Annotated in this window: 18 protein-coding genes; 5 read left to right on the top strand and 13 right to left on the bottom strand. The window is 74.1% G+C overall.

Annotation, left to right across the window (positions count from 1 at the left end; all coding sequences use genetic code 11):
- Window position 1: 1 nt before the first annotated feature.
- Genes ACQEVU_RS24745 through ACQEVU_RS24730 form a run of 4 tightly spaced genes read right to left on the bottom strand, consistent with a single transcriptional unit; the run spans window position 2 to window position 3106 of the window.
- On the bottom strand, window positions 2–364 hold the full coding sequence (locus ACQEVU_RS24745; protein WP_433327409.1) for a hypothetical protein: 363 nt from the start codon (window positions 362–364) through the stop codon (window positions 2–4).
- Window positions 361–1224, bottom strand: a complete 864-nt coding sequence (locus ACQEVU_RS24740) for an extradiol ring-cleavage dioxygenase (RefSeq protein WP_433327407.1) — start codon at window positions 1222–1224, stop codon at window positions 361–363. The genes ACQEVU_RS24745 and ACQEVU_RS24740 overlap by 4 nt, the downstream gene beginning before the upstream one ends.
- A 2-nt stretch (window positions 1225–1226) precedes the next feature.
- Window positions 1227–2000 carry a citryl-CoA lyase gene (locus ACQEVU_RS24735; protein ID WP_433327405.1) on the bottom strand — a complete coding sequence of 258 codons (774 nt, stop codon included), beginning with the start codon at window positions 1998–2000 and terminating at the stop codon, window positions 1227–1229.
- The gene (locus tag ACQEVU_RS24730) at window positions 1985–3106 is read right to left on the bottom strand and encodes a CaiB/BaiF CoA transferase family protein (protein WP_433327403.1); all 1122 of its coding nucleotides are present in this window, start codon (window positions 3104–3106) and stop codon (window positions 1985–1987) included. Before ACQEVU_RS24730 ends, ACQEVU_RS24735 begins: the two co-directional genes overlap by 16 nt.
- A 129-nt stretch (window positions 3107–3235) precedes the next feature.
- Here ACQEVU_RS24730 and ACQEVU_RS24725 point away from each other — a divergent pair, with 129 nt between their 5' ends.
- The 3 genes from ACQEVU_RS24725 to ACQEVU_RS24715 are packed head-to-tail and all read left to right on the top strand — an operon-like array spanning window position 3236 to window position 6312.
- Window positions 3236–4669 carry an amidohydrolase family protein gene (locus tag ACQEVU_RS24725; RefSeq protein WP_433327401.1) on the top strand — a complete coding sequence of 478 codons (1434 nt, stop codon included), beginning with the start codon at window positions 3236–3238 and terminating at the stop codon, window positions 4667–4669.
- A gap of 21 nt (window positions 4670–4690) precedes the next feature.
- Window positions 4691–5482 (top strand): IclR family transcriptional regulator domain-containing protein, encoded by a 792-nt coding sequence (locus ACQEVU_RS24720; protein ID WP_433327399.1) that lies wholly within the window; start codon window positions 4691–4693, stop codon window positions 5480–5482.
- An 11-nt stretch (window positions 5483–5493) separates the two neighbouring features.
- The gene (locus ACQEVU_RS24715; protein ID WP_433335052.1) at window positions 5494–6312 is read left to right on the top strand and encodes a sugar nucleotide-binding protein; all 819 of its coding nucleotides are present in this window, start codon (window positions 5494–5496) and stop codon (window positions 6310–6312) included.
- Between the two features lie 169 nt (window positions 6313–6481).
- Here ACQEVU_RS24715 and ACQEVU_RS24710 read toward each other — a convergent pair whose 3' ends face one another.
- The 8 genes from ACQEVU_RS24710 to ACQEVU_RS24675 form a co-directional block, all read right to left on the bottom strand.
- Window positions 6482–9304 carry a response regulator gene (locus ACQEVU_RS24710; protein ID WP_433327397.1) on the bottom strand — a complete coding sequence of 941 codons (2823 nt, stop codon included), beginning with the start codon at window positions 9302–9304 and terminating at the stop codon, window positions 6482–6484.
- A 55-nt stretch (window positions 9305–9359) separates the two neighbouring features.
- A complete protein-coding gene (locus ACQEVU_RS24705) occupies window positions 9360–10745 on the bottom strand; it encodes a sensor histidine kinase (RefSeq protein ID WP_433327395.1) in 1386 nt (461 codons plus the stop codon).
- A gap of 201 nt (window positions 10746–10946) precedes the next feature.
- Window positions 10947–11909 carry an Acg family FMN-binding oxidoreductase gene (locus ACQEVU_RS24700; protein ID WP_433327393.1) on the bottom strand — a complete coding sequence of 321 codons (963 nt, stop codon included), beginning with the start codon at window positions 11907–11909 and terminating at the stop codon, window positions 10947–10949.
- A 74-nt stretch (window positions 11910–11983) separates the two neighbouring features.
- Window positions 11984–13627 carry a thiol reductant ABC exporter subunit CydC gene (gene cydC, locus ACQEVU_RS24695; protein WP_433327391.1) on the bottom strand — a complete coding sequence of 548 codons (1644 nt, stop codon included), beginning with the start codon at window positions 13625–13627 and terminating at the stop codon, window positions 11984–11986.
- Window positions 13628–14244: 617 nt separating this feature from the next.
- Window positions 14245–16029 (bottom strand): thiol reductant ABC exporter subunit CydD, encoded by a 1785-nt coding sequence (gene cydD, locus ACQEVU_RS24690; protein ID WP_433327389.1) that lies wholly within the window; start codon window positions 16027–16029, stop codon window positions 14245–14247.
- Window positions 16026–17030, bottom strand: coding sequence for a cytochrome d ubiquinol oxidase subunit II (gene cydB / locus ACQEVU_RS24685; RefSeq protein ID WP_433327387.1), 1005 nt, complete (start codon window positions 17028–17030; stop codon window positions 16026–16028). The genes cydD and cydB overlap by 4 nt, the downstream gene beginning before the upstream one ends.
- Window positions 17031–17045: 15 nt before the next feature.
- A complete protein-coding gene (locus ACQEVU_RS24680) occupies window positions 17046–18440 on the bottom strand; it encodes a cytochrome ubiquinol oxidase subunit I (protein WP_433327385.1) in 1395 nt (464 codons plus the stop codon).
- A 46-nt stretch (window positions 18441–18486) separates the two neighbouring features.
- The gene (locus ACQEVU_RS24675; protein ID WP_433327383.1) at window positions 18487–19203 is read right to left on the bottom strand and encodes a hypothetical protein; all 717 of its coding nucleotides are present in this window, start codon (window positions 19201–19203) and stop codon (window positions 18487–18489) included.
- A gap of 106 nt (window positions 19204–19309) precedes the next feature.
- Here ACQEVU_RS24675 and ACQEVU_RS24670 point away from each other — a divergent pair, with 106 nt between their 5' ends.
- The gene (locus ACQEVU_RS24670) at window positions 19310–19948 is read left to right on the top strand and encodes a response regulator transcription factor (protein WP_433327381.1); all 639 of its coding nucleotides are present in this window, start codon (window positions 19310–19312) and stop codon (window positions 19946–19948) included.
- Window positions 19949–20031: 83 nt separating this feature from the next.
- Window positions 20032–21642: a GAF domain-containing protein gene (locus ACQEVU_RS24665; protein WP_433335050.1), complete on the top strand. Its 1611-nt coding sequence runs from the start codon at window positions 20032–20034 to the stop codon at window positions 21640–21642.
- Window positions 21643–21722: 80 nt separating this feature from the next.
- Here ACQEVU_RS24665 and ACQEVU_RS24660 read toward each other — a convergent pair whose 3' ends face one another.
- Window positions 21723–22151, bottom strand: a complete 429-nt coding sequence (locus ACQEVU_RS24660) for a hypothetical protein (RefSeq protein ID WP_433327379.1) — start codon at window positions 22149–22151, stop codon at window positions 21723–21725.
- Window positions 22152–22232: the final 81 nt, after the last annotated feature.

Genomic DNA, 22232 nt, shown 5'->3' with positions numbered 1-22232 from the left:
GTCAGGTCGCGATGTCCGGGTACGGCAGCGAGAAGTGGCTCAGCAGCTCGCCGTAGCGCTTCTGGTACGCGAGCGGTTCGGGGTGGTCGCGTTCGAACATGGCGATGAACAGGGTCAGGGTCAGGAACGGGTGGGCGCCGAGGGCGAAGAGTGCGACGTGGTCGTGGGCGGTGAGGGCGCCGCGTTCTTCGTCGGTGAACGACAGCCAGGTGGTGGCTTCGCCGGTGTGGCAGTTCAAGAGCGTGGTGCCGAGCGTGGTTTCCCACCAGGCGACGGTGCCGGCGGGGTCGTTGCGGTAGCGCTCGACGAGGTCGGGGTCGCGGTCCACCGTGTACAGGAACTTGTTCAGCAGGTATTTGCTCATGCCGGTGCTCCGTTGGGGTACCAGGTGAAGTAGGCCTCCATGGTGTGGAACAGGTCGTAGGTGTCGACGTAGTCGGCTTTCCGGTCGGCGCCGGCGACGCCCATCATGAGCATGAAGTCCATGAAGCCGTGGGTGGCGTTGCCGGGTGCGTGCAGGCTGTCGAGGGTGACTTCGGCGAGGCATTGGTCGAGGTCGCCGGTCGCGATCCATTCCACGGCTTTGCGGTCGAATTCGGGGTCGGGGCCGTGCGGGCCGAACTGGCGGGGGCCGCCGAGTTCCAGCGACAGGTGGCCGGTGCCGATGACCGCGACGCGCAGGTCCGAGGGCCACGACTCGATCAGTTGCCGGATCGTCTGTCCCAGTTGGACGAACCGCTTGGGCTGGGGCAGGGGTGGGGCGAAGATGTTGGTGTAGATGGGCACGATCGGCAGGTCGGCGTCGGGGCGCAGGGTGATGATCGGGCAGGTGATGCTGTGGTCGATGCGCAGTTCGTTGCTGAAGGCCAGGTCGAAGCCGGCGTCGAGACCCTCCCGCAGGATGTACGCCGAGAGGTCCTCCTGCCCGCGCAGCAGCAGGCGCGGCAGGCCGAACTCGCGCTGTTCGTTGTACCAGTTGGCGTCGTACATCGGGGCTTTGCCGACGAGGAACTGTGGCATGTTGTCCAGCCACAGCTGGTGGAAGTGGTCGGAGCCGACCATGACGAGGACGTCGGGGCGGGCCTTGGTGAGCGTCTCGCGGAACCGCAGGATCTTGGCCACCCACTCGTCGGCGAACGGGGGGCGGTCCTCGCCGGTGGCGGTGCTGGCCTTGTAGTAGAAGGGATGGTGTGTCGAGGCGATCACCGCGACGATGCTGGCCACGGCTACTCCTTCCGGTACACGGCGTGACGGTCGACGGTGCGGTAGATCTCGAGCCCGAGGTTGGTGCGCTGTTCCTCGGCGAGGTGGCCGAGCAGCCCGGCGGCGCGGGCGAGCAGCGCGAAGCCGCGCAGCATCTGCACCGGCAGGCCCAGGTCGGCGAGGGCGGCGCCGCAGACGCCGGCGCCGTTGAGCGGCAGGGTGCGCCCGATGATCGCCGGGTGGACGCGGCCGATCGCCTCGAACAGCCGCAGATGCGGCCCGCGCAGCCCCTCCTCGTCGGCGATGCGGATCAGCACCGGGGTGCGGGGGTCCTGCACCTTGTGCACCGGATGCCCAAGGCCCGGAATGCGCTTCACGCCGGCAATTGCCGCACGAGCGAGCTCGTCCCAATCGGCGTCGCTGTCTGGAAATTTCGTGATATGTCCGAGTTGTGCGGCCAGGAAGCATCCCGCGTCTTCGGTTACGCCGAGAAAGCGTGAACCACCGCCGAGCAGACCGGCAGCCAGCGCGCCCTGCAGCGATTCAGGGGCTGAGGCGTAGGTGACGCGGGCGGCGATCGCCGTCGGTGTGAAGCCGTGGTCGGCCAGCGCGACCAGGACGGCCTCGAAGACGCGTGTCTCGCCAGGGGTCGGGCGGCGGCCGGCGACGAGCCAGAACGCCAGCTCGCCGAAGCCGACCTTGCCCATCAGGTCGTGGGCCAGGTCCTGACCGAGCAGCCGGATCTCGTCGGCCGACGACGTGCCGATACCCGTCGGGAAACTCAGCTCTTCAGCCACTGCCGGATCTCCTCGCCGTGCTCGTCAAGACCGGGCGGCGGCAGCTCGTACCGCGGCGCCGTCGCCGAAAACGTGATCGGGTTGCGCACGCCCGGCACCCCGCCCGATGACACCACCGGGTCGAGGCCGAGCGACGAGGCGAACGCGACCCCGCCGTCGATGGTGTTGATCGGCGCGCACGGCACCCCGGCCGCGGTCAGCTCCGCGAACCACTCGTCCTTGCCCTTGGCTGCGAGGGCCTCGACCAGCAGCGGGCGCAGCGCCTCGCGGTTGGCGGTGCGGTCCTGGTTGCGCCCGAAGCGCGGATCGTCCGGCAGGTCCGCCAGCCCCAGGACCGCGCACAGCTTGCGGAACTGCCCGTCGTTGCCCGCGATGACGATCAGCTCGCCGTCGGCGGTCGGCAGCGGCTCGTACGGGAACAGACTCGGATGCGCATTGCCCATACGGAACGGCACGGTACCCCCGGCGACGTACCCGCTGCTGTGATTGACCAGCCCCGACAGCGCCGAGGACAGCAGGTTCACCTCGATGTGCTGGCCACAGCCGGTGGCCGTGCGCTGGTGCAGCGCGGCCAGGATGCCGATGTTCGCGTGCATCCCGGCCATCACGTCGAAGACGGAGATCCCGGCCCGGTACGGCGTGCCGTCCGGGTCGCCGGTCAGGCTCATCAGGCCCGAGATCGCCTGCACCATCAGGTCGTAGCCGGGCAGCGACGCGCCGGCGCCCGAGCCGAAGCCGCTGATCGACGCGTAGACGACGCCCGCGTTGCCGGCCGACACCGTGTCGTAGTCGAGCCCGAAGCGGGCCAGGCCGCCCGGCTTGAAGTTCTCGATGAACACGTCAGCCCGCGCCGCCAGCTCGCGCGCGGCGGCCAGGTCCTCCGGGTCGCGCAGGTCCAGGGCGATGGAGCGCTTGTTGCGGTTGATACCGAGGTAGTACGTCGAGACGCCGTCACGCGTCGGCGGCATCCACGTGCGAGTGTCGTCGCCGCCGGGGCCCTCCACCTTGATCACGTCGGCGCCCAGGTCCGCCAGCAGCATCGTCGCGTAGGGGCCCGCGAGGATCCGCGAGAAGTCGGCCACCAGCAGCCCGTCGAGTGGACCCACGACACCTCCTGACCGTCCAGCGGACGAACGTCCGTTAGTCGTTGACACGGTACACCACCGGGCAGAGAATGCCAGGCACCTGACCAATCTGACCGCCTGGCGGACTGACGTCCGAGATTGGAGGCCGCGATGAGCGCCGTGCTCTTCCGCAATGGCCTGGTCCTCACCATGGACGACTCACACAACGTGATGCCCGGCGCCGACGTGCTGGTCGTCGACGACCGCATCGCCGAGATCGGCGTCGGCCTGACCGCCCCGCCGGGGGCCGTCGAGATCGACGCGACCGGCGGCATCGTCATGCCCGGCATGATCGATACTCACCGCCACATGTGGCAGACCGCCATGCGCGGCTACGGCGCCGACTGGACCCTCACGCAGTACTTCGTCTGGTACTACCTCGAGTCGGGCAAGCACTTCCGCCCCGAGGACATCCACGCCGGCAACGTGCTGGCCGCCTGGGAGGCCCTCGACGCCGGGGTCACCACCACCGTCGACTGGTCGCACGGCCTGCAGACCACGCAGCACGCCGACGCCGCCGTCGACGCCCTCGAGTCGGTGCCGGGCCGGTTCGTCCTCGCCTACGGCAACATCCAGCAGGGCCCGTGGGAGTGGTCGGCCGCCCCCGAGTTCCGCGACTTCGTCAACCGGCGCATCCGCGGCGGCGACATGCTCGGCTTCCAGATGGCCTTCGACGTCACCGGCGACCCAACGTTCCCGGAGAAGGCGGCGTTCGAGGTGGCGCGCGACCTCGGCGTGCCGGTCACCACGCACGCCGGCGTCTGGGGCGCCACCAACGACGACGGCATCCGGCTCATGCACGAGCACGGCTTCATGACCCCGCAGACGGTGTACGTCCACGCCGCCACGCTCACGCACGACTCCTACCACCGCATCGCCGCCACCGGCGGTTCCGTGTCGGTGTCGACGGAGAGCGAGCAGAGCGCCGGACAGGGGTACCCGCCCACCTGGCAGCTGCGCGACCACGGCATCCCCGTCTCCCTGTCGATGGACACCAGCGTCTGGTGGAGCGGCGACCTGTTCTCCGCCATGCGCACCACCCTCGGCGCCGACCGGTCCCGCGAGCACATGGCCGCGCACGAGCGCGCCGAGACCGTCACGCAGCTGCACCTGCGCGCCGAGCAGGTCGTGGACTGGGCGACCCGGGGCGGCAGCCGCGCCCTCGGCCTCGATGATCGCATCGGGAGCCTGGAGCCGGGCAAGAAGGCCGATGTCGTACTCCTGAAAAACGACAACTCGCCCGTGATGTTCCCGATCCTCAACCCGTACGGCCACGTCGCCTTCCAGGCCCAGCGCGCCGACGTGCACTCCGTCGTCGTCAACGGCCGCCTCGTCAAGCACGAGCACCGCCTGGTCGGCGCCGACCTGCCGAAGATCCGCGCCGACGTCGAGCGCACGGTGGAGTACCTCATCGCCACCATGGGCCCGGACGCGTGGGCCAAGGGCATGAACCCGGACATCCCGGAAACGAAGGTGATGGACAATCCGTACACCTACACCGAGTGGGACGCCGGATCCGCGCAGTGGAAACATGGAGCGTCCTGACCGGGGCATGAGAGGACACTGATGGCACGCGACGCGGGACCGGACTTCATCGAGGCTCTCGCCCGCGGTCTGGACGTGCTGCGCTGCTTCCGAGCGGGCCGGCCGGTGATGACGCTGAGCGAGATCGCCGCCGCCACCGGCCTGGCCCGCCCCACGGTCCGGCGCATCCTGCTCACGCTGGAGGAGCTGGGCTACGTGCGGGCCGCCGAGCGCGGCTTCGAGCTGACGCCGCGGGTGCTGGAGCTCGGCATGGCGTACGTCAGCGCCCTGAGCCTGTGGGACGTGGCCCGCCCCCACATGCGCCGCCTGGTCGAGCAGACCGGCGAGTCGACGTCGATGGCCCAGCTGGACGGCAGCGACATCGTCTACGTGGCCCGGGTGGCGGTGCCGAAGATCGTGACGCTGGCGGTCACGATCGGCACCCGCTTCCCGGCCCCCGCAACGTCGATGGGCAAGGTGCTGCTGGCCGCCCTCTCCCCCGACGACCTGACGAAGGTCCTGGCCGAGCCCGGCCGCTCGGGCATCACCCCGCGCTGGCAGCCGTCCCGCGACGAGCTCGACGCCGCGCTGCGCGAGGTCCGCGCGAAGGGCTGGGCCCTGGCCGACCAGGACCTGGCCCCGGGCATCCGCTCGATCGCCACGCCGGTCCGCGACGGCGACGGGCGGGTGGTGGCCGCCCTCAACGTCACCGTCCACGCCGCCGAGACCACGCTCGAGCACCTCATCGACCACCACCTCCCCCGGTTGCTGCGCGCCGCCGCCGACATCGGCCACGACTTCGCGCTGCTCGGCTCGGTCCCCCTGGAAGCGTGAGCGCCCCGCGCGTGGACCTGCTCGTCGTCGGCGGGAGCGGGCTGCTCGGGCGTGAGGTCGTGCGGCAGGCCCGGGCCGCGGGCCGCCGGGTGGCCGCGACCTTCCACCGCCGGCCCGCGCTCGCCGGCGGCGTGGCGTGGCACGGCCTCGACATCCGGCGGCGCGAGGACGTGACCGCGCTCCTGGCGCGGCTGCGGCCGGCCGTGGTCGTGAACGCCGCGTACCGGCAGGCGGACTGGGCGAGCACCGCCGACGGGGGCGCGCACGTCGCCGTGGCCGCCGTGGCCGTCCGGGCCCGGCTCGTGCACGTGTCCAGCGACGCGGTGTTCTCCGGCCGGGCCGTGCGCTACGACGAGGCGTGCCCGCCGGACCCCGTCACGCCGTACGGCGCGGCGAAGGCGGCCGCCGAGACCGCCGTCCGCGCGCTGGACCCCGGGGCCGTCATCGCGCGGACGTCGCTCATCGTCGGCGACGAAGGGGACTCGACGCACGAGGCGCGGGTGCGCGCGCTGGTCGCCGGGGAGGCGGACGGGGTCCTGTTCACCGACGACGTCCGCTGCCCGGTCCACGTCGCGGATCTGGCCGCGGCGCTGCTGGACCTGGCCGCCTCCGAGCACCGGGGCGTGCACCACGTGGCCGGCGCCGACGCCGTCAGCCGGCACGAGCTCGGCACGCTGATCGCCCGGCGCGACGGGCTCGACCCCGCGCGGCTGCCGGCCGCCCGGCGGGCCGGCACCGGCCTGCCGGGCGCGCTCGACGTCCGCCTCGACTGCGCGCTCACCCAGTCCCGGCTGACGACCCGGCTGCGGGGCGCCCGCGAATTTCTCTAGGCCCGTTGGTTGAGACGAATGCTTTGCATAGATGTCTTCTCATCGTGGCCGAGCCCCGCCTCCTGACCGATGCCGATGCCCTGAACGCCCTCGCGCACCCCCTGCGGCAGCGGATGCCGGCCCTCGCGGTGGCGGGCAGCCTCGCGCGTTCCCTGCGCGACCTGGGTGCTCAGCGCGTTCCCATGTGATGTCGTACGGCGGATACGGCCGCCACCACCCGATCCAGCTCGGTGCGCAGGGCCGCCAGCTCGGCCTCGGCGTCGCCGGGTAGCCCGGCGCGGGCGCGGGTCTCGAACTCGGCGCTGAGCCGGGCCAGGACCACGGCGCCGACGTTGCCGGCCGCGCCCGTGAGCGTGTGCGCGGCGCCCACGGCGGCGGGCGCGTCGCCGCCGGCGACGGCGCCGGCCAGCCGGCCCAGCGTGTCCGGGGCCTTGGTACGGAACGAGTCGAGCACCCGCCCGACCAGCTCCAGCTCCTGCGGTGAGGGATCGTCGTCGGTCAGCTCGCGCATCCGGGCCCGGATGTCGTCCTCGAGCCCGCCGGGTTCCGGCGCCACGGCAGACTCCGGCGCCGCGGCAGACTCCGGCGCCTCAGCGGGTTCCGGCACCGCGGCGGGCTCCGGCACCGCGGCGGGCTCCGGCGCGGCGGCGGCGCCGGGCACCGCGCGCAACGCGGCGGCCAGGTCGGCCGGGCGGACCGGCTTCGTGAGGTAGTCGTCCATGCCGGCCGCCTCGCACGCGGCGCGGTCCTCGATGAGGGCGCTCGCGGTCAGCGCGATCACGTGCGGCTGCCGCTCGGCGGGCACCTCCGCGCGGATGCGGCGGGTCGCGTCCAGGCCGTCGAGGACCGGCATCTGGACGTCCATGAGCACCACGTCGTAACGGGCCCGGCGCACCGCCTCGAGCGCCTCCGCGCCGTTGGCCGCCACGTCGGCGCGGTGGCCGAGCTTGGCCAGCATCATCGTGGCGACGGTCTGGTTCACCTGGTTGTCCTCGGCGACCAGGATGCGCAGGGGACGCTCATGCGGTACCGGCGCGGCATCATCAGCGGCGGGCACCGCAACCGGGCCGGGCGGGCCGGGCAGCACCCGCCCCAGGACCGCGTGCAGGGCGGCGGCGCGGGCGGGCTTGGTCAGCACCGCCGCGAAGCGCTGCGCCCGGTCGCGCTCGGCGTGCCCGTTGACGCTGCTGAGCAGCACGAGCGGGGTCTGCGCCGTCTGCGGTACCCCGCGAAGCCGCGCGGCCAGCTCCGCCCCGTCGATGTCGGGCATGTGCATGTCGAGCAGGCCCACGTCGAAGTGCTCGCCGGAGCCGGCCAGCGCGAGCGCCTCCTCGGCGGTGGCGGCCACGGCGCACGTCATGCCCCAGCCGGTGAGCTGCGCCTGCAGCACGCGGCGGTTCGCGGCGTTGTCGTCGACGACGAGCGCGGCGCGGCCGGTCAGGTCGGCCGCGCTCGGCGCCGCCGCGGGCGGTTCGCCGGAGACGCGCAGCACGGCGGTGGCGGTGAACGTGGAGCCGGCGCCGGGGCGGCTGGTCACGGTGATGTCACCGCCCATGGCCCGCGCGAGCCGCCGGCTGATGGCCAGGCCGAGTCCGGTGCCGCCGTACGTGCGGGTGGTCGACGTGTCGACCTGCGAGAACGAGCGGAACAGCCGGTCCATGCGCTCGGCCGGGATGCCGATGCCAGTGTCGGCGACCGCGAGGTACACCGGGATCCGCCCGCCCTCGGCCGGCCCGCTGCGCGCGGTGACGACGACCTCGCCGGACGCCGTGAACTTCACCGCGTTGGACAGCAGGTTCACCAGCACCTGCCGCAGCCGGGTCACGTCGCCGCACAGCGGCGGCCCGCCCGCGACGTCGGCCACGAGCTCGATCCCCTTCGCCGCCGCCGGCACCGCGACCAGGGCCAGGGCGCTCTCGACGCACTCGCGCAGGTCGAACACCGCGTCCTCGAGCTCGAGCTGCCCCGCCTCGATCTTGGAGAAGTCCAGGATGTCGTTGATGATCGCCAGCAGCGCCTCGCCGCTGTCGCGCACGGTCGTGGCCAGGTCGCGCTGGTCGTCGCTGAGGTCGGTGTCCAGCAGCAGCCCGGTCATGCCGATGACGGCGTTCATCGGGGTGCGGATCTCGTGGCTCATCGTGGCCAGGAACGCCGACTTCGCCTGCGTGGCGGCCATCGCCTCGTCGCGGGCGCGCAGCACGACCCGGGTCGCCTCGTCGACGGCGTCGGCCATCTCGGCCACCTCCGACGGCCCGCGCGCCTGGGGCCGCGACTCGCGCCCGGCCGGCTCGCCGGTCGCCACCCGCCGGGCCGCCGCGGTCACGGCGGCGATCGGCCGCGACACCGCCCGCGTCGCCCACCAGGCCCCGAGCGCGGACAGCAGCGCGGTGCCGAGCGTCACCGCGATCATCGCGCGCCGGGTGGCGGCGGCCGCCGCGGCGGTGCGGCGCTCGTCGTCGGCGAGCGTGGCCCGCTGCCGGTCGTGCATCTCGCTCAGGATGGACTCGATCTTGTCCATGTACCGCGCCCCGCGCCCGCCGTTCACCACCCGCTGGGCCGCTTCGAAGCCCTCGTCGCGCCGCAGCCGGATCGTCGTGGCGAGCTCGGCGAGCTTGTCGTCGACGGGCCCGCGCAGCCGGTAGGCGGCCCCGTTCTGGTCGGCGTCGCCGGCGGTGCGCTGCTGCAGGCGGGTCATCGTCCGGCCGATGCCCTCGACGGCCGCGGTGTAGGGCGCGAGGTACGCCGGGTCGCCCGTGATGACGTACCCGCGCTGCCCGCGCTCGGCGTCCTGGAGCTGGCCCCGCAGCAGGTTGATGTCGTCCATGACCGCGTGGTTGGCCTCGACCCGGGTTCGGTCGGCGAGCAGGACCCCGATCCGCTCGTGCGCGGCCGCCCCGACCAGCAGCAGCCCGCCGATGGCCAGCACGTACCCGGCGGCGAGCAGCCGCGCCACCGTCCATCCCCACGGCAGCCGCCGCGCGGGCCCGTCCACCGTGCCGGTTCCCTCCTGTCGAGGGCCCTATCGTCCGGTCCGGGCCCGACTTGAGTCAGAGGGGCGCCGCGGGCAGGCTCAGGCGCAGCAGCGCCCCGCCGGACGGGGAGGTCTCGACGGTCAGGGTGCCGTCGTGGGCGACGACGATGTCGCGGGCGATCGACAGGCCCAGGCCGGTGCCGCCGCCGGCGCGGGAGCGGTCGTCGCCGAGGCGGACGAACCGGTCGAAGACGCGCTGGCGCTCCGCCTCGGGGACGCCGGGCCCGTCGTCGGCGACGGCCAGCTCCGCCGTACCGTCGACGGCTCTGAGGCTCATCTCGACGTTGCCGCGGGCGTGCCGGGCGGCGTTGTCCAGCAGGTTGCGCAGGACGCGATGCAGGTGGTGGGCGTCGCCGGCGACGCGGACCGGGCTGACCCGCGCCGTCACGTGCAGGTCGGGGCGTTCGGCGGTCAGGCGGTCGCGTTCGGCGTACACCAGGTCGTCCAGGTCCACGTCCTCCCGCCGCAGCTGCAGGCCGCGCTCGTCGGCGCGGGCGAGCAGGAGCAGGTCGGCGATCAGGCGGGCCATGCGCTCGCTCTCCCGGTGCATGCGGGTGACCTGCGCGGTGGCCGGCCCGGGCAGGTCGGCCGCCTCGAGCAGGTCCAGGCCGGCGTGGATCGTCGCCAGCGGGCTGCGCAGCTCGTGCGAGGCGTCGGCGACGAAGCGGTGCTGGGCCGCGGTGGCCGCCTCGATGCGGTCCAGCATCGTGTTCATCGTGGTCGCCAGGGCGGCGATCTCGTCGGCCGTCGCCGGCACCGGCAGGCGGGTGTCCAGGCTGCGCCCGGTGATCGTCTCGGCCTGCCGGCGCATCGCGTCGACCGGGCGCAGGGTGCGCCCGACGAACAGGAACGTGGCGCCGCCGACGGTCAGGGTCAGCAGCGGCAGCCCGACGATGAGCGCGCCGACGGCCGCCGCGGTGCCGTCGTCGATCTCGTCGATCGACTGGGCCACGAGCACGGTCCGCGGCCCGTTCGCGGTGTCGACGCCGACCGCGGCGATGCGGAAGTACTCGTTGCGGGCCACCTCGAGCCGCCGCTGCTCGCGCTCCGTCTGCCCGGCGCCGGGCCGCAGCGCCGAGATCGGCCGGGCCCCGACGATGGCCGCCGAGGCCACCGTGACCTTGCCGCTGGGGTCGACGACCTGGACCACCGTGCGGTCGCGGGGCGTGGGCCGCATGACGGCGAGGAGGCTGGCGCGGTCGTTGTCGCCGAGCGCCCCGGCGACCTGGGCGGCCCGGTCGGTCAGGTCCTGGTCGACGTTGCGGGTGAGCAGGAACCGGGCCGCGACCACGAACGCGACCCCGGTCAGCATCGAGGCGACGGCCACGACCGCCGCGGCGGCCAGCGCCGAGCGCATCCGCACGCCGAGCCGCCGCCGTACCAGCGCCACAAGTCCCCTCATGCCGCTCGACGCTACCGCCGCGCCGAATACGGTCGCCGGGTGCCTTCGCCGACCCTCGGCCCGCAGGCCGCGGCTTCGACATGATCCGGCGTGATGGCGCCTGGCTGATGATCGCGACAAGTCGGGCACTCCGTGCCACGACTTGTCGGATTTATACCCCGACGGGGGTCAAACCGGTCAAACGGTCATGATGCCGCCGGTTCAGGAGGCAGTGGGGTCGCGGCGCTGCTCGCGGGGCAGCGGCGCGTTGGTCGGCACGGGCACGCCGATGCGCATCGCCAGGGCCGGGTTGCCGACGCCGCCGAGCAGCCCGCGCAGCGCATTGCGCACCGGGACGACCTCGATGACCTCGCTGATCGGCGAAGCCGCCAGCCCGTGGTCGGTCAGCCTCAGCCACACCTCGGACAGCGCCTCGCCGGCCGCCAGCCAGTCGCGGGGCTCGTCGCCGTCGGTGACGAAGATCGCGTACACGGTCCCCCGGTCGGTGCCGGGCCCCGGGTCCACGAGCGGCGCGGGGTCGATCCCGAAGTCCCGCGGCGCGATCGTACGACGCCCGGCCGCCACCACCGCGTGCGGCGCGATGCCGTCGCCGCCGGTGCGCGGGCGAGCGGTCCAGGTGTGGACGTCGTCGTGGAAGCGGGGGTCGGCCTGCTCGATCGCCCCGGCGTGCGCCACCGCCGCCGCGAACGCCGTCACCTGGTCCGGCCGGACGATGTGCAGGTGGACGCCGTGGCGCTCGGCCGCCGTACCCAACTCGTCCAGAACGGCGGCCGAGGGCCGCTCGTCCCCGAACGGCCGCCGGTCGGTGTGACGCCGGTGGATCGCGCGGGCCAGGCGCCCGTCGGCCACGCGCTCCTCGCCGGGGCGGATGCGGGCCACGAGGTCCGGGCGGCCGGGATCGGGCAGCCGCTCGACGTCGGCGTCGTACCCTTCGGCGTGCAGGGCGACGGCCGCGTGATGCAGCGCCGTACCGCAGCTGAGCAGCAGCAGCCGCCCGTCCGGGTCGAGCCCTTCGAGCCGGCGCGAGCGGTCGGCCCACAGCTCGCCGTACGAGCCGGCCAGCCGCCACCGCCACGGCTGCGTGTTCAGCACGGACGGCGCACGCAGCGCCGCGATCGAGGCCTCGGCGACCAGATCGATCTTGTCGCGCAGGTTGCGGGTCATGGCGGGCTCCTCTGCAGTACTTCCGAACGCCCTCCACCCTGGCCCAGCTCCGCCCCACCCGGCAGGGCCGTTGGTCACAACCCTTCCGGGACTCTGGGGCCGGGCAGCGTGACCACCTCCCCGACGTACCGCGCGACATCCGCCCGGTGGCTGATCAGCACCACGCTGCGCGAACCGGCCGCCGCCATGAGGTCGCGCAGCAGCTCCTCGGCCGTCTCCTCGTCGAGGTGCTCGGTCGGCTCGTCGAGCACCAGCACCGGAAAGTCCGCCAGCAGCGCCCGCGCCAGGGCCAGCCGCCGCCGCTGCCCGCCGGACACCGCGACGCCGTGCTCCCCCACGCACGTGCCGAGCCCGTCGGGCAGCCCGCGCACCCACTCCCCGATCCGCGCCGCGTCGAGGGCCGCCTCGATCTCCTCGGGCCGGGCATCCGGCCGCCCGATGCGCAGGTTCTCCTCGATCGTCGTGTCGAACAGGTACGCGTCGTCGCCCAGGTACCCCACCACCCGCCGCACGTCGTCCCCCGCAAGCTCGCGCAGGTCGACGCCGTCGAGCGTCACCCGCCCCCGCGTCGGGTCGAGCCACCGCACGAGCAGCGCCGCGACCGTGCTCTTGCCCGCACCGCTGGGCCCGACGATCGCGACCCGCGCCCCCGGCGGCACCGCGAACGAGACGTCCCGGACCACGTCCGGCCCGTCGCCCCACCCGGCCGAGACGCCCTCGACCCGCAGCTCCCCGGCCGCGGCGACCCGAGGCGCCGCCGGGTCCGGCGCCGGTTCGGCCCGGCCCGCGACCTCCGCCAGCCGCCGCAGCCCACCGCGGGCCGCGGCCAGGCTCTGCGCCGCCGCCGGTACGCCCCCGACCGTCTCGAACACCGCCAGCGGCGTCAGCACCACAACCGCCAGCAGCTCCCCCGGCATGCCACCGCCCCGCACCGCGACGGCCCCGGTGACCAGTCCCGCGAGGACGCTCAGCCCGGTGCACAGCGCGGTGACCGCCGCCGACACCCCGGCCGCCCCGCTGGACCGCCGGGTCGCCGCGAGCAGCTCGCGATCGACCCGGTCCAGCGCCTCGAGGGCGTCGCCCGCCGCCCCGTACGCGATCAGGTCCGGCATCCCCTGCACCAGGTCGACGACCCCGGCGGCGAGCGCCCCGCGCAACGCCGCGAGCCGGGCATCGGCCCGCCGCACAAGAGCGGACTGCAGCAGCGGTACCCCAACCCCGACCACCAGCAGCCCCACCGCCAGCGCAACCCCGGCGGCCGGCAGCAGCGCCCCGATGAGCAGGACGCTGGCCAGCCCCGTCACGGCGGCGACAGTGATCGGCAGCGCGACGCGCACCACGAGGTCGACCACCGCCTCGACGTCGTCGACCAGCCGCGCCGCGAGGTCCCCGCGCCGGAACCCGCCCAGCCCGGCCGGCGCCAGCCGCTCCAGCCGCCGGTACACCCGCACGCGCAGCTCCCCGAGCACTCGCAGCGCCGCGTCGTGCCCGGTGATGCGCTCGACGTACCGCAGCACGCCCCGCCCGATCCCGAACGCCCGCACGGCCACGATCGCGACCATGAGGTGCAGCACCGGCGGATGCATCGCGGCCCGCGAGATCAGCCACGCCGAGGTCGCCATGAGCCCCACGGCACATGCGGCCGCCGCAACCCCACCGAGCACGGACAGCACCAACCCGGCGGCCGCCGGCCGGACAATCCCCCACGCCTCCCGCACAAGCCCACGACCACGTTGCCCACCGCGCCGGTCGCTCGGCGCCTGACCGACATTTCGGATATGTCCGGACACGGAGTGTTCGGACATATCCGGCGCAGCCTCCACTGGATCTGTGGCCACGGCGCCCGAAGTCCGAGCCGCCGCAAACGACGACGCCACGGACGCCAGCGCGGCAGGCATGGCAGGAGCAGCCCCGGGCACCGCAGGCTCGGGGACTGCCTCGGCGGGCCATCCTGACATCCCCGACACCGCCGACACTGCTGAGGCCCCGGTCCCCTCCGACCCTGCCCCGGGCACCGCTTCCACCGCGGGCGGCAGGGGCACCTCGGACACGGCCACGGCATGCACATCGGGTGCGGGCCAGGCGGTCACCGCTTGCACGGCGCCCGGCGAGAGCGACTCGGACGCGAGCTCGGCCGACACGGACACCGCAGGCGCCCGCGCGGCCAACACTGGCGCGGACACGGGCGACGCGGGCACAGACGCAGGCGACGCGGGCACGGGCGACACGGGCACAGACGGCACGGGCACAGACGGCACGGGCGCAGGCAACGTGGGCGCAGGCAACGTGGGCGCGGGAGGGGCGGGGTGCGGTGGTCGGGGTGCGGTCGTGGAGGTCATGCCGGCACCGGGGCCCGGGTGAGGGCGATCTCGCGGTCCGCGATCGCGAGCAGTGACGGGCGGTGGGCGGCCATCACGACCGTGCGGCCGTGGGCGTGGGTGCGGATCGCGTGCAGGATGGACGATTCCGTGGCCGGGTCCAGGCCGGCCGTGGGCTCGTCGAGCAGGACCAGGTCGGCGTCGCGCAGGAAGAGGCGGGCGAGGGCGATGCGCTGCCGCTGGCCCGCCGACAGGCCGGCGCCGGCGTCGCCCAGGCGGGTTTGCAGGCCGTCGGGCAAGGCGTCGATGAATGGCAGGGCGCCGGCCGCCTGCGCTGCGCGGCGGATTGCGGGCTCGTCGGCGGACGGGGAGCCGAGGCGGATGTTGTCGGCGATCGTGCCGGCGCTCAGCCACGGGCGCTGCGGCAGCCAGGCCACGCGGCGGCGCCAGGCGTCCAGGTCCGCCGTGGACAGGTCGGCGCCGCCGGCCGTCACCGTGCCGGAGGACGGAGTGACGAAGCCCATGAGCACCGAGAGGATCGTGGACTTGCCGCAGCCGCTCGGGCCGGTCAGCGCGACCAGCTCGCCCGGCGCGATCGTGGCCGTGAACGGCGGCAGCGGCGGGCGCGACGGATACCGCACCACGACGGCGTCGAACCGCAGCGGTACCGCGGCCGGCGCGACCGTGGCCGTCAACGGCGGCAGCGGCGGACGCGGCGGGTGCTGCGCCACGATGGCGTCGACGTGTGGCGGGACCGCGGCCGTGGACGGCGGCAGCGACGAGTGCTGCACCACGACGGCGTCGACGGGCGGCGGGGGCGCGGCCGGCGGGACCGTGGCGCCGCGCGGTGGGGCGGGGAGGGCGAGGATCGCGAAGACGTCCGTCGCCGCCGCCAGGCCCTCGGCGCTCGCGTGGTAGTTGGCGCCGACCTGGCGCAGCGGCAGGTAGGCCTCGGGGGCCAGGATCAGCACCAGCAGCGCCGTGGTCAGCGGCAGCGCGCCGTCGACCAGGCGCAAGCCGATGCCCACGGCGACCAGCGCGACCGACAGCGTCGACAGCAGCTCCAGGACGAGCGAGGACAGCAGCGCGACGCGCAGGGTGCGCATCGTGACGCGGCGCTGGCGGGCGCTGATCTCGGCGATCGCCGACGCCTGGCGGCCGGCGCGGCCGAAGGCGCGCAGCGTTGGCAGGCCGGCCACGACGTCGAGGAAGTGGCGGGACAGGCGGGTCAGCAGGCGGAACTGGCGGCGGTTGGCGGCCTCGGTGTGCAGGCCGACGAGCGCCATGAACAGCGGGATGAGCGGCAGCGTCAGCGCGATCGTGGCCGCGGCCAGCGTGTCGGCCGGCGCGATGCGGAACAGGACGATGCACGGGATCAGCGCCGCCAGGACCAGCTGCGGCAGGTAGCGCGCGAAGTAGGCGTCCAGGGCGTCCAGGCCGCGGGTGGCGAGCGTGGCGACCTGGCCGCTCGGCGGGGCCGACGCCGGGCCGAGGCGGGTGACGTGAGCCAGGAGCCGGGCGCGCAGCTGGCGCTTGGCGGCGGCCGACGCGCGGGTGGCGCTGGCCTGCTGGGCCCACGCGACCGCGGCCCGCAGCGCGACGATGACGAGCAACCAGGCCAGCGCCGGCGTCAGGTCCGGCACGGAGGCGCCGTGCAGGTAGACGTCCGCGATCGCGTCGGCCAGCAGGGTCGCCTGGGCGACGATCAGGGCGGCCAGGGCCACGCCCAGGGCGACCGACAGCGCGAGGTAGGCGCGGGTCGCCCGGGCGTGACGCAGCAGCCGCGGGTCCAGGGGCCTCACGGGTGGCCCACCGGGATGTGCTCGACCCGCAGGCGCTTGCGGAAGACCCAGTAGGTCCAGCCCTGGTACATGAGCACGACCGGCGTGCAGAACGCCGCGACCCACGTCATGACGCGCAGCGTGTAGGGCGTCGAGGCGGCGTTGGTCACCGTGAGGCTCGCGCCGCCGGTCAGGGTGCTCGGCATGACGTCGGGGAAGAGCGTGACGAACAGCGCGGCGACGGCGAGGACGACCGTGGCGGCCGTGGCCAGGAACGCCCAGCCCTCGCGGCGGACCCGCGCGGCGACGGCGGCCCCGGCGAGGGCCGCCGCGGCGGCCGCGGAGAGGGTCCAGCCCCACGCGTCGTCGTGGGTGAGCTGGGTCCACAGCAGGAAGCCGCCGGCCACGACGATCGCGGGGACGCTGAGCCGGGCGGCCAGGCGGCCGGCGCGCTCGCGCATCTCGCCGTCGGTCTTCAGCGCCAGGAACACGGCGCCGTGCAGCAGGAACAGCGACAGCGTGGTCAGGCCGCCCAGCAGCGCGTAGGGGTTGAGCAGGTCGAGGAACGAGCCCGCATACTCGTGGTGGGCGTCCAGCCGCACCCCGCGCACGATGTTGCCGAAGGCCACGCCCCACAGCAGCGCGGGCACGAGGCTGCCGCCGATGATGGCGGCGTCCCACCGGCGCCTCCACTGTGGACTGTCGAGCTTGCCGCGATACTCGAACGCGAGGCCCCGCAGGATCAGCGCGACCAGGATGATGAGCAGCGGCAGGTAGAAGCCGGAGAAGAGCGTCGCATACCACTCGGGGAACGCGGCGAACGTGGCGCCGCCCGCGACGAGCAGCCACACCTCGTTGCCGTCCCAGACGGGGCCGATGGTGTTGATGAGCAGGCGCCGCTCGCGCTCGTCGCGGCCGAGCACGGGCAGCAGCATGCCGACGCCGAAGTCGAAGCCCTCCAGGAGGAAGTATCCGGCCCAGAGCACGGCGATGAGGACGAACCAGACGGTGGTGAGTGCCATGACTACTGCCTCCTCTCAGTACGCGAACTGCAGCGGGCGGTCGGCTTCATCTTCCTCAGGGGGTACGACAGTTTCGGGCGCGCCGAGCCGGGCGTAGCGCAGCATGAGGACGAGCTCGATGACCGCCAGCCCGCCGTACAGCAACGTCAGCACGATCACCGAGATCGCGGCCTGCGACGTGGCCACCGACGGCGAGACGCTCTGGGCGGTCTTGAACAGGCCGAAGACCGTCCACGGCTGGCGGCCGACCTCGGTGAAGATCCAGCCGAACGAGTTGGACAGCAGCGGCATCGCGATCGTGGACACCGCGGCGATCCACAGCCACCGCCGGCGCGGGAGCCGGCCCCGGCGCGTGCTCCACAGCGCCAGCGCCGCGACCGGCATGGCGAGGCCGCCGAAGCCGATCATCAGGCGGAACGACCAGTACGTGACCGGCACGTAGGGCACGTAGTCGCCGTCGCCGTACTGCTGGGAGTACCGCTGCTGCAGGTTGTTGATCCCTTCGACCTCGCCGTTCGGGTCGGCGGTCGCCATGAACGACAGCAGCGAGGGGATGCGCACGCTCGCGACCTCCGAACGGCCGTCCAGCGAGCCGATCGTGAAGACCGAGAAGGACGCCGGCCGGCTGGTGTCGTAGAGGGCCTCGGCCGCGGCCATCTTCATCGGCTGCTGCTCGGTCATCACGCGGGCCTGCAGGTCGCCGGTGACGAACACGCCGACGCCGGCGACGAGGATCACCCAGGCGCCGAGCTTGAGCCCGGGGCGGAAGACCTCGACCTGGTGGCCCCGGCGCAGGTGCCAGGCGCTGACGGCGAGCAGCAGCGCGCCGGCGGTGAGGAAGCAGGCGGTGATCGTGTGCGGGAACGTCACGAGCGCGGTGCTGTTGGTGAGCACGGCCCCGATGTCGGTGAGCTCGGCGCGGCCGCGCTCGGCGTTGACGGTGTACCCGACCGGGTGCTGCATCCACGAGTTGGCGGCCAGGATGAAGTACGCCGACAGCATCGTGCCGATCGATGCCAGCCAGATCGTGGCCAGGTGCACGCGCCGGGGCAGCCGCTCCCAGCCGAAGATCCACAGGCCGAGGAACGTCGACTCGAGGAAGAACGCGAGCAGCCCCTCGATGGCCAGCGGCGCGCCGAAGATGTCGCCGACGAAGCGCGAGTACGCGCTCCAGTTCATGCCGAACTGGAACTCCTGCACGATGCCGGTGACCACGCCCATCGCGAAGTTGATCAGAAACAGCTTGCCCCAGAACTTCGTCGCGCGCAGGTACTCGTCCCTGCCGGTGCGCACCCACGCGGTCTGCAGCCCGGCGACCAGCGCCGACAGGCCGATCGTGATCGGCACGAAGATGAAGTGGTAGACGGTGGTGATCGCGAACTGCCACCGGGCCAGGTCGAGCGTGTCCATGGCGCCGATTCTCGGCCCGCCGCGACGGGTGGATCAGGGCCGAAGGTCACGGGCCGGACGGGACCACCAGTCCCGTCCCGGCGTCGTAGCGGCGGTACGCCAGGTTCCCGCGCCCGCTGGCGGAGTCCGTGAAGAACAGGAACGGCAGCCACCCCTGCGCCATGTGCGCCGCCGCCTCCTCGGGCGTGAGCACCGGCGGGCGGCGCGGGTTGACGGTCGGCTCGGGGACGCCGCCGGGCGCGGGGTGCATGCTGCGCTGCCGGGTCAGCTGCAGCCCGCTCGGCCCGGCCCGGTGCAGCACCGCGTCCTCGCCCGTGTCGGCGTCGGTGAACAGGTACGCGTCGTAGTCCATGGCGGCCAGGCGCGCCGCGGCCTGGCAGACGCGCCCGCGGTACAGCCGCACGACCTTGACCCGCGTCAGGCCGGTCCGGCCCGGCACCGCGAGCGCGCGCCGCTCCGGGTCGGGCCACGGCCACGGCTCCCAGGCGGTGCGCAGCCGCCGGATCTGCCGGTCGAGGCGGGCGACGCCGGCCGCGAGCGCCTCCGCCGGGCCGCGGCCGGCGACCTGGATGCGCGCGGGCGCGCCGTGCACGCGCAGGTTGGCCTGCACCAGCAGCGGCCCGCCTTCGCAGGCGGCCCCGGTGAGCCGCAGCCGCAGGCCGCCGGGCAGGCCGTGGCGGGTCAGGACGGCGGAGAACAGTGCCTCCGCGGCCTCGCGTTCGTGGTCCCGCACGCCGCGGGCGGTGATGGCGATGGTCGGCACGCCGCCACCATCCGGCCCCGGCCGTACCCCGGACAGGGCCGAAAGTCCCGAAGTCGGGGCCCTCGGCCCTGGTGCGGCACCACAATGGCCGGGTAGGAAGGTAGACATGATCCGGGTGTTCCTGCTTGACGACCACGAGGTCGTCCGTTTCGGTCTGCGCGAGATGCTCGAGCGCGAGGGCGACATCGAGGTCGTCGGCGAGTCCGGCTCGGCGGTCGAGGCCGCGCACCGGATCCCGGCGCTGCGCCCGCACGTCGCCGTGCTCGACGGCCGGCTGCCCGACGGCAGCGGCATCGACGTGTGCCGCGAGGTGCGCTCCGTCGATCCGACCATCAACGCGCTGATCCTGACGTCGTACGACGACGACGAGGCCCTGTTCGCGGCGATCATGGCCGGCGCGTCGGGCTACGTCCTCAAGCAGATCCACGGCACCGACCTCGTCGACGCGGTGCGCCGGGTCGCGGCCGGGCAGTCGCTGCTCGACCCGGCGGTGACCGCGCGGGTGCTCGAGCGCATCCGCAACGGCCCGCAGCAGCCCGACGAGTTCAAGGACCTCACCGACCAGGAGCGCAAGATCCTGCTGCACGTGGCCGAGGGCCTCACCAACCGCGAGATCGCCGAGCGGATGTTCCTGGCCGAGAAGACGGTCAAGAACTACGTGTCGAGCCTGCTGGCCAAGCTCGGGCTGGAACGGCGGACGCAGGCGGCGGTCCTCGCGTCGAGGTTGCTACAAAAGAAGCCGTGACGTCCCCGCTGCCACTTCCGGAGCTGTCCCGCGTCGACCTCGACGCGCTGCTGCAAGAGCTGCTCGCCCGCGTGGGCGAGGTGATGACGAGCCGGGAGCGGCTGCGCGCGCTGCTCGACGCCGTCGTCGGGATCGGCTCGGACCTCGACCTGCACAGCACCCTCGAGCGCATCGTGCGGGCGGCCTGCCAGCTGGCCGACGCGCGCTACGGCGCGCTCGGCGTCATCGGCCACGACCGGATGCTCGTCGAGTTCATCAACCACGGCGTGTCCCCCGAGGAGCGCGCGGCGATCGGCGACCTGCCGCGCGGCCACGGCGTGCTGGGCCTGCTCATCGACGATCCGCGCCCGATCCGGCTGCCCGACATCACCGCGCACCCGCGCGCCTACGGCTTCCCGCCCAACCACCCGCCGATGCACAGCTTCCTCGGCGTGCCGGTCCGCATCCGCGACCAGGTGTTCGGCAACCTGTACCTGGCCGAGAAGCGCGGCGGCGAGCAGTTCACGCAGGACGACGAGGACCTGGTCGCGGCGCTGTCGGTGGCCGCCGGCGCGGCGATCGACAACGCCCGCCTCTACGCCCAGGCGGAGCGCCGGCAGCGCTGGCTGCTCGCCGCCGCGGAGATCACGTCGGTACTGCTGGGCGAGGTCCGCCGCACCGAGGCCCTCGAGCTCGTGGCGACCCGCGCCCGCGACGTCGCCGAGGCCGAACTGGCGATGGTCCTGCTGGCCGACGAGGCCGGCGAGCGGCTCACGGTCGAGGTCGCGGTCGGCGGCCCCCGCGCCGCGGCCGGCTGGTCGATCCCGGTCGCCGGCAGCGAGTTCGCCGACGTCCTGGCCGGCCTGCGGCTGGCCGTCATCACCGACCTCGGCGCCGCCGCCAACTGGCCGATCCTCCTGCCGACCGGCACGGCGCTGCTGGTGCCGCTCGCCGTCGGCGGCGTGGCGCTGGGCGCGCTCGTGGTGGCGTTCGGCAAGGACGGCAGGCCGATCACCGAGGGCATGGAGCTGGCGATGGTCGAGACGTTCGCCGGCCAGGCCGCCCTCGCGCTGGAGCGGGCCCGGGCCCAGGACGAGCGGGAGATGCTCGCCGTCGTCGGCGACCGCGAGCGCATCGCCCGCGACCTGCACGACGTGGTCATCCAGCGGCTGTTCGCGGCCGGCATGCAGCTGCAGGGCGCGGCGCACCGCAGCGGCCAGGACGACGTGCGCGAGCGGATCGGCCGGGTCACCGACGACCTCGACACCACGATCCGCGAGATCCGCGGGGCCATCTTCGAGCTGCGCGGCGCCGACCGGCACAGCCTGCGCAAGCAGCTGCGCGACCTGGTCGACGAGGCCGCGGCGGCGCTCGGCTTCCGGCCTACCCTGCGGGTGGACGGCCCGGTCGACACCGCGGTGCCCGAGGTGGCGCGGACGGCCCTTCTGGCGGTACTGCGGGAGTCGCTGAGCAACGTCGCCAGGCACGCCCGCGCCACCTCGGCCCGGGTCACGATCGCGGTCGGCGGCGGCCGCCTCGACCTGGCCGTCGAGGACGACGGGGCCGGCCCGGCCGCGGACGCCCCCGCGGACGGCGGCTCGACGGGGCACGGCGTGCCCAACATGCGCGCCCGCGCCGCCGACCTCGGCGGCGAGTGCACCGTCGGGCCGGCCGACGCGCACGGCACGCGGGTGACCTGGTCGGTGCCCGTCTGACGCGGCCGGACCCACGGGCCGATGCCGGGCGCGCGGTTCATGCCCGGCATCGTGCCATATGGGCGGTTCCGTACCGCCCGTTACGACGCGGTCGGCGTCGGCGCGGCCGTCGTCGGGGCCGGGGCGGGCGGGGTCGCCTTCGGCGGGCGCTGGACCGGGCCGGGTCCTCCCGGCCCGCGCCAGTCGCGCCGGTACTCGCCCGGGCCCGGGTGCTTGTCGTAGCGGGTGTCGTACCGGCCGTGTTCGCCGTGGTGGAACACCGCGCCGACGACGAGCGCGCCGCACGCGGTCACCGCGCCGCCGAGCAGGCAGCCCAGCAGCACGGCGACGATCAGCAGGCCCGGACCGCGACGGCCGCCCCAGTCCGCCGCCCGCCAGCCCCGGCGCGGCCCGTACGGCGGCGGCGGAGGTGGCGGCGGGGCCGCGGCCGGGGGCGGCGCCGGAGTCTCGGCCGCTTCAACCGGCGGGGTCTCGGGCGGAGTGGGCCGGGGTTCGGCTTCTTCGCTCATCATGGTCTCCAAGGGGTAAACGCGTGTTGCTGCAAGGTTCACGGTCCGCCGCCTCGATGAAGGAACGGGGCCGAGCATCCT

Origin of the sequence: Dactylosporangium sp. CA-139066, assembly GCF_050936175.1 — a bacterium.
Taxonomy (GTDB): domain Bacteria; phylum Actinomycetota; class Actinomycetes; order Mycobacteriales; family Micromonosporaceae; genus Dactylosporangium.
The sequence above is the reverse complement of the archived record's forward strand: the minus strand, read 5'-3'. Positions and strand labels throughout refer to the sequence as shown.

Coding starts and splice junctions, on each gene's coding strand:
- ACQEVU_RS24745 (WP_433327409.1), bottom strand. CDS start 364: ATGAGCAAATACCTGCTGAACAAGTTCCTGTACACGGTGGACCGCGAC.
- ACQEVU_RS24725 (WP_433327401.1), top strand. CDS start 3,236: ATGAGCGCCGTGCTCTTCCGCAATGGCCTGGTCCTCACCATGGACGAC.
- ACQEVU_RS24720 (WP_433327399.1), top strand. CDS start 4,691: ATGGCACGCGACGCGGGACCGGACTTCATCGAGGCTCTCGCCCGCGGT.
- ACQEVU_RS24705 (WP_433327395.1), bottom strand. CDS start 10,745: ATGAGGGGACTTGTGGCGCTGGTACGGCGGCGGCTCGGCGTGCGGATG.
- ACQEVU_RS24700 (WP_433327393.1), bottom strand. CDS start 11,909: ATGACCCGCAACCTGCGCGACAAGATCGATCTGGTCGCCGAGGCCTCG.
- cydB (WP_433327387.1), bottom strand. CDS start 17,030: ATGGCACTCACCACCGTCTGGTTCGTCCTCATCGCCGTGCTCTGGGCC.
- ACQEVU_RS24680 (WP_433327385.1), bottom strand. CDS start 18,440: ATGGACACGCTCGACCTGGCCCGGTGGCAGTTCGCGATCACCACCGTC.
- ACQEVU_RS24670 (WP_433327381.1), top strand. CDS start 19,310: ATGATCCGGGTGTTCCTGCTTGACGACCACGAGGTCGTCCGTTTCGGT.
- ACQEVU_RS24665 (WP_433335050.1), top strand. CDS start 20,032: ATGACGAGCCGGGAGCGGCTGCGCGCGCTGCTCGACGCCGTCGTCGGG.
- ACQEVU_RS24660 (WP_433327379.1), bottom strand. CDS start 22,151: ATGAGCGAAGAAGCCGAACCCCGGCCCACTCCGCCCGAGACCCCGCCG.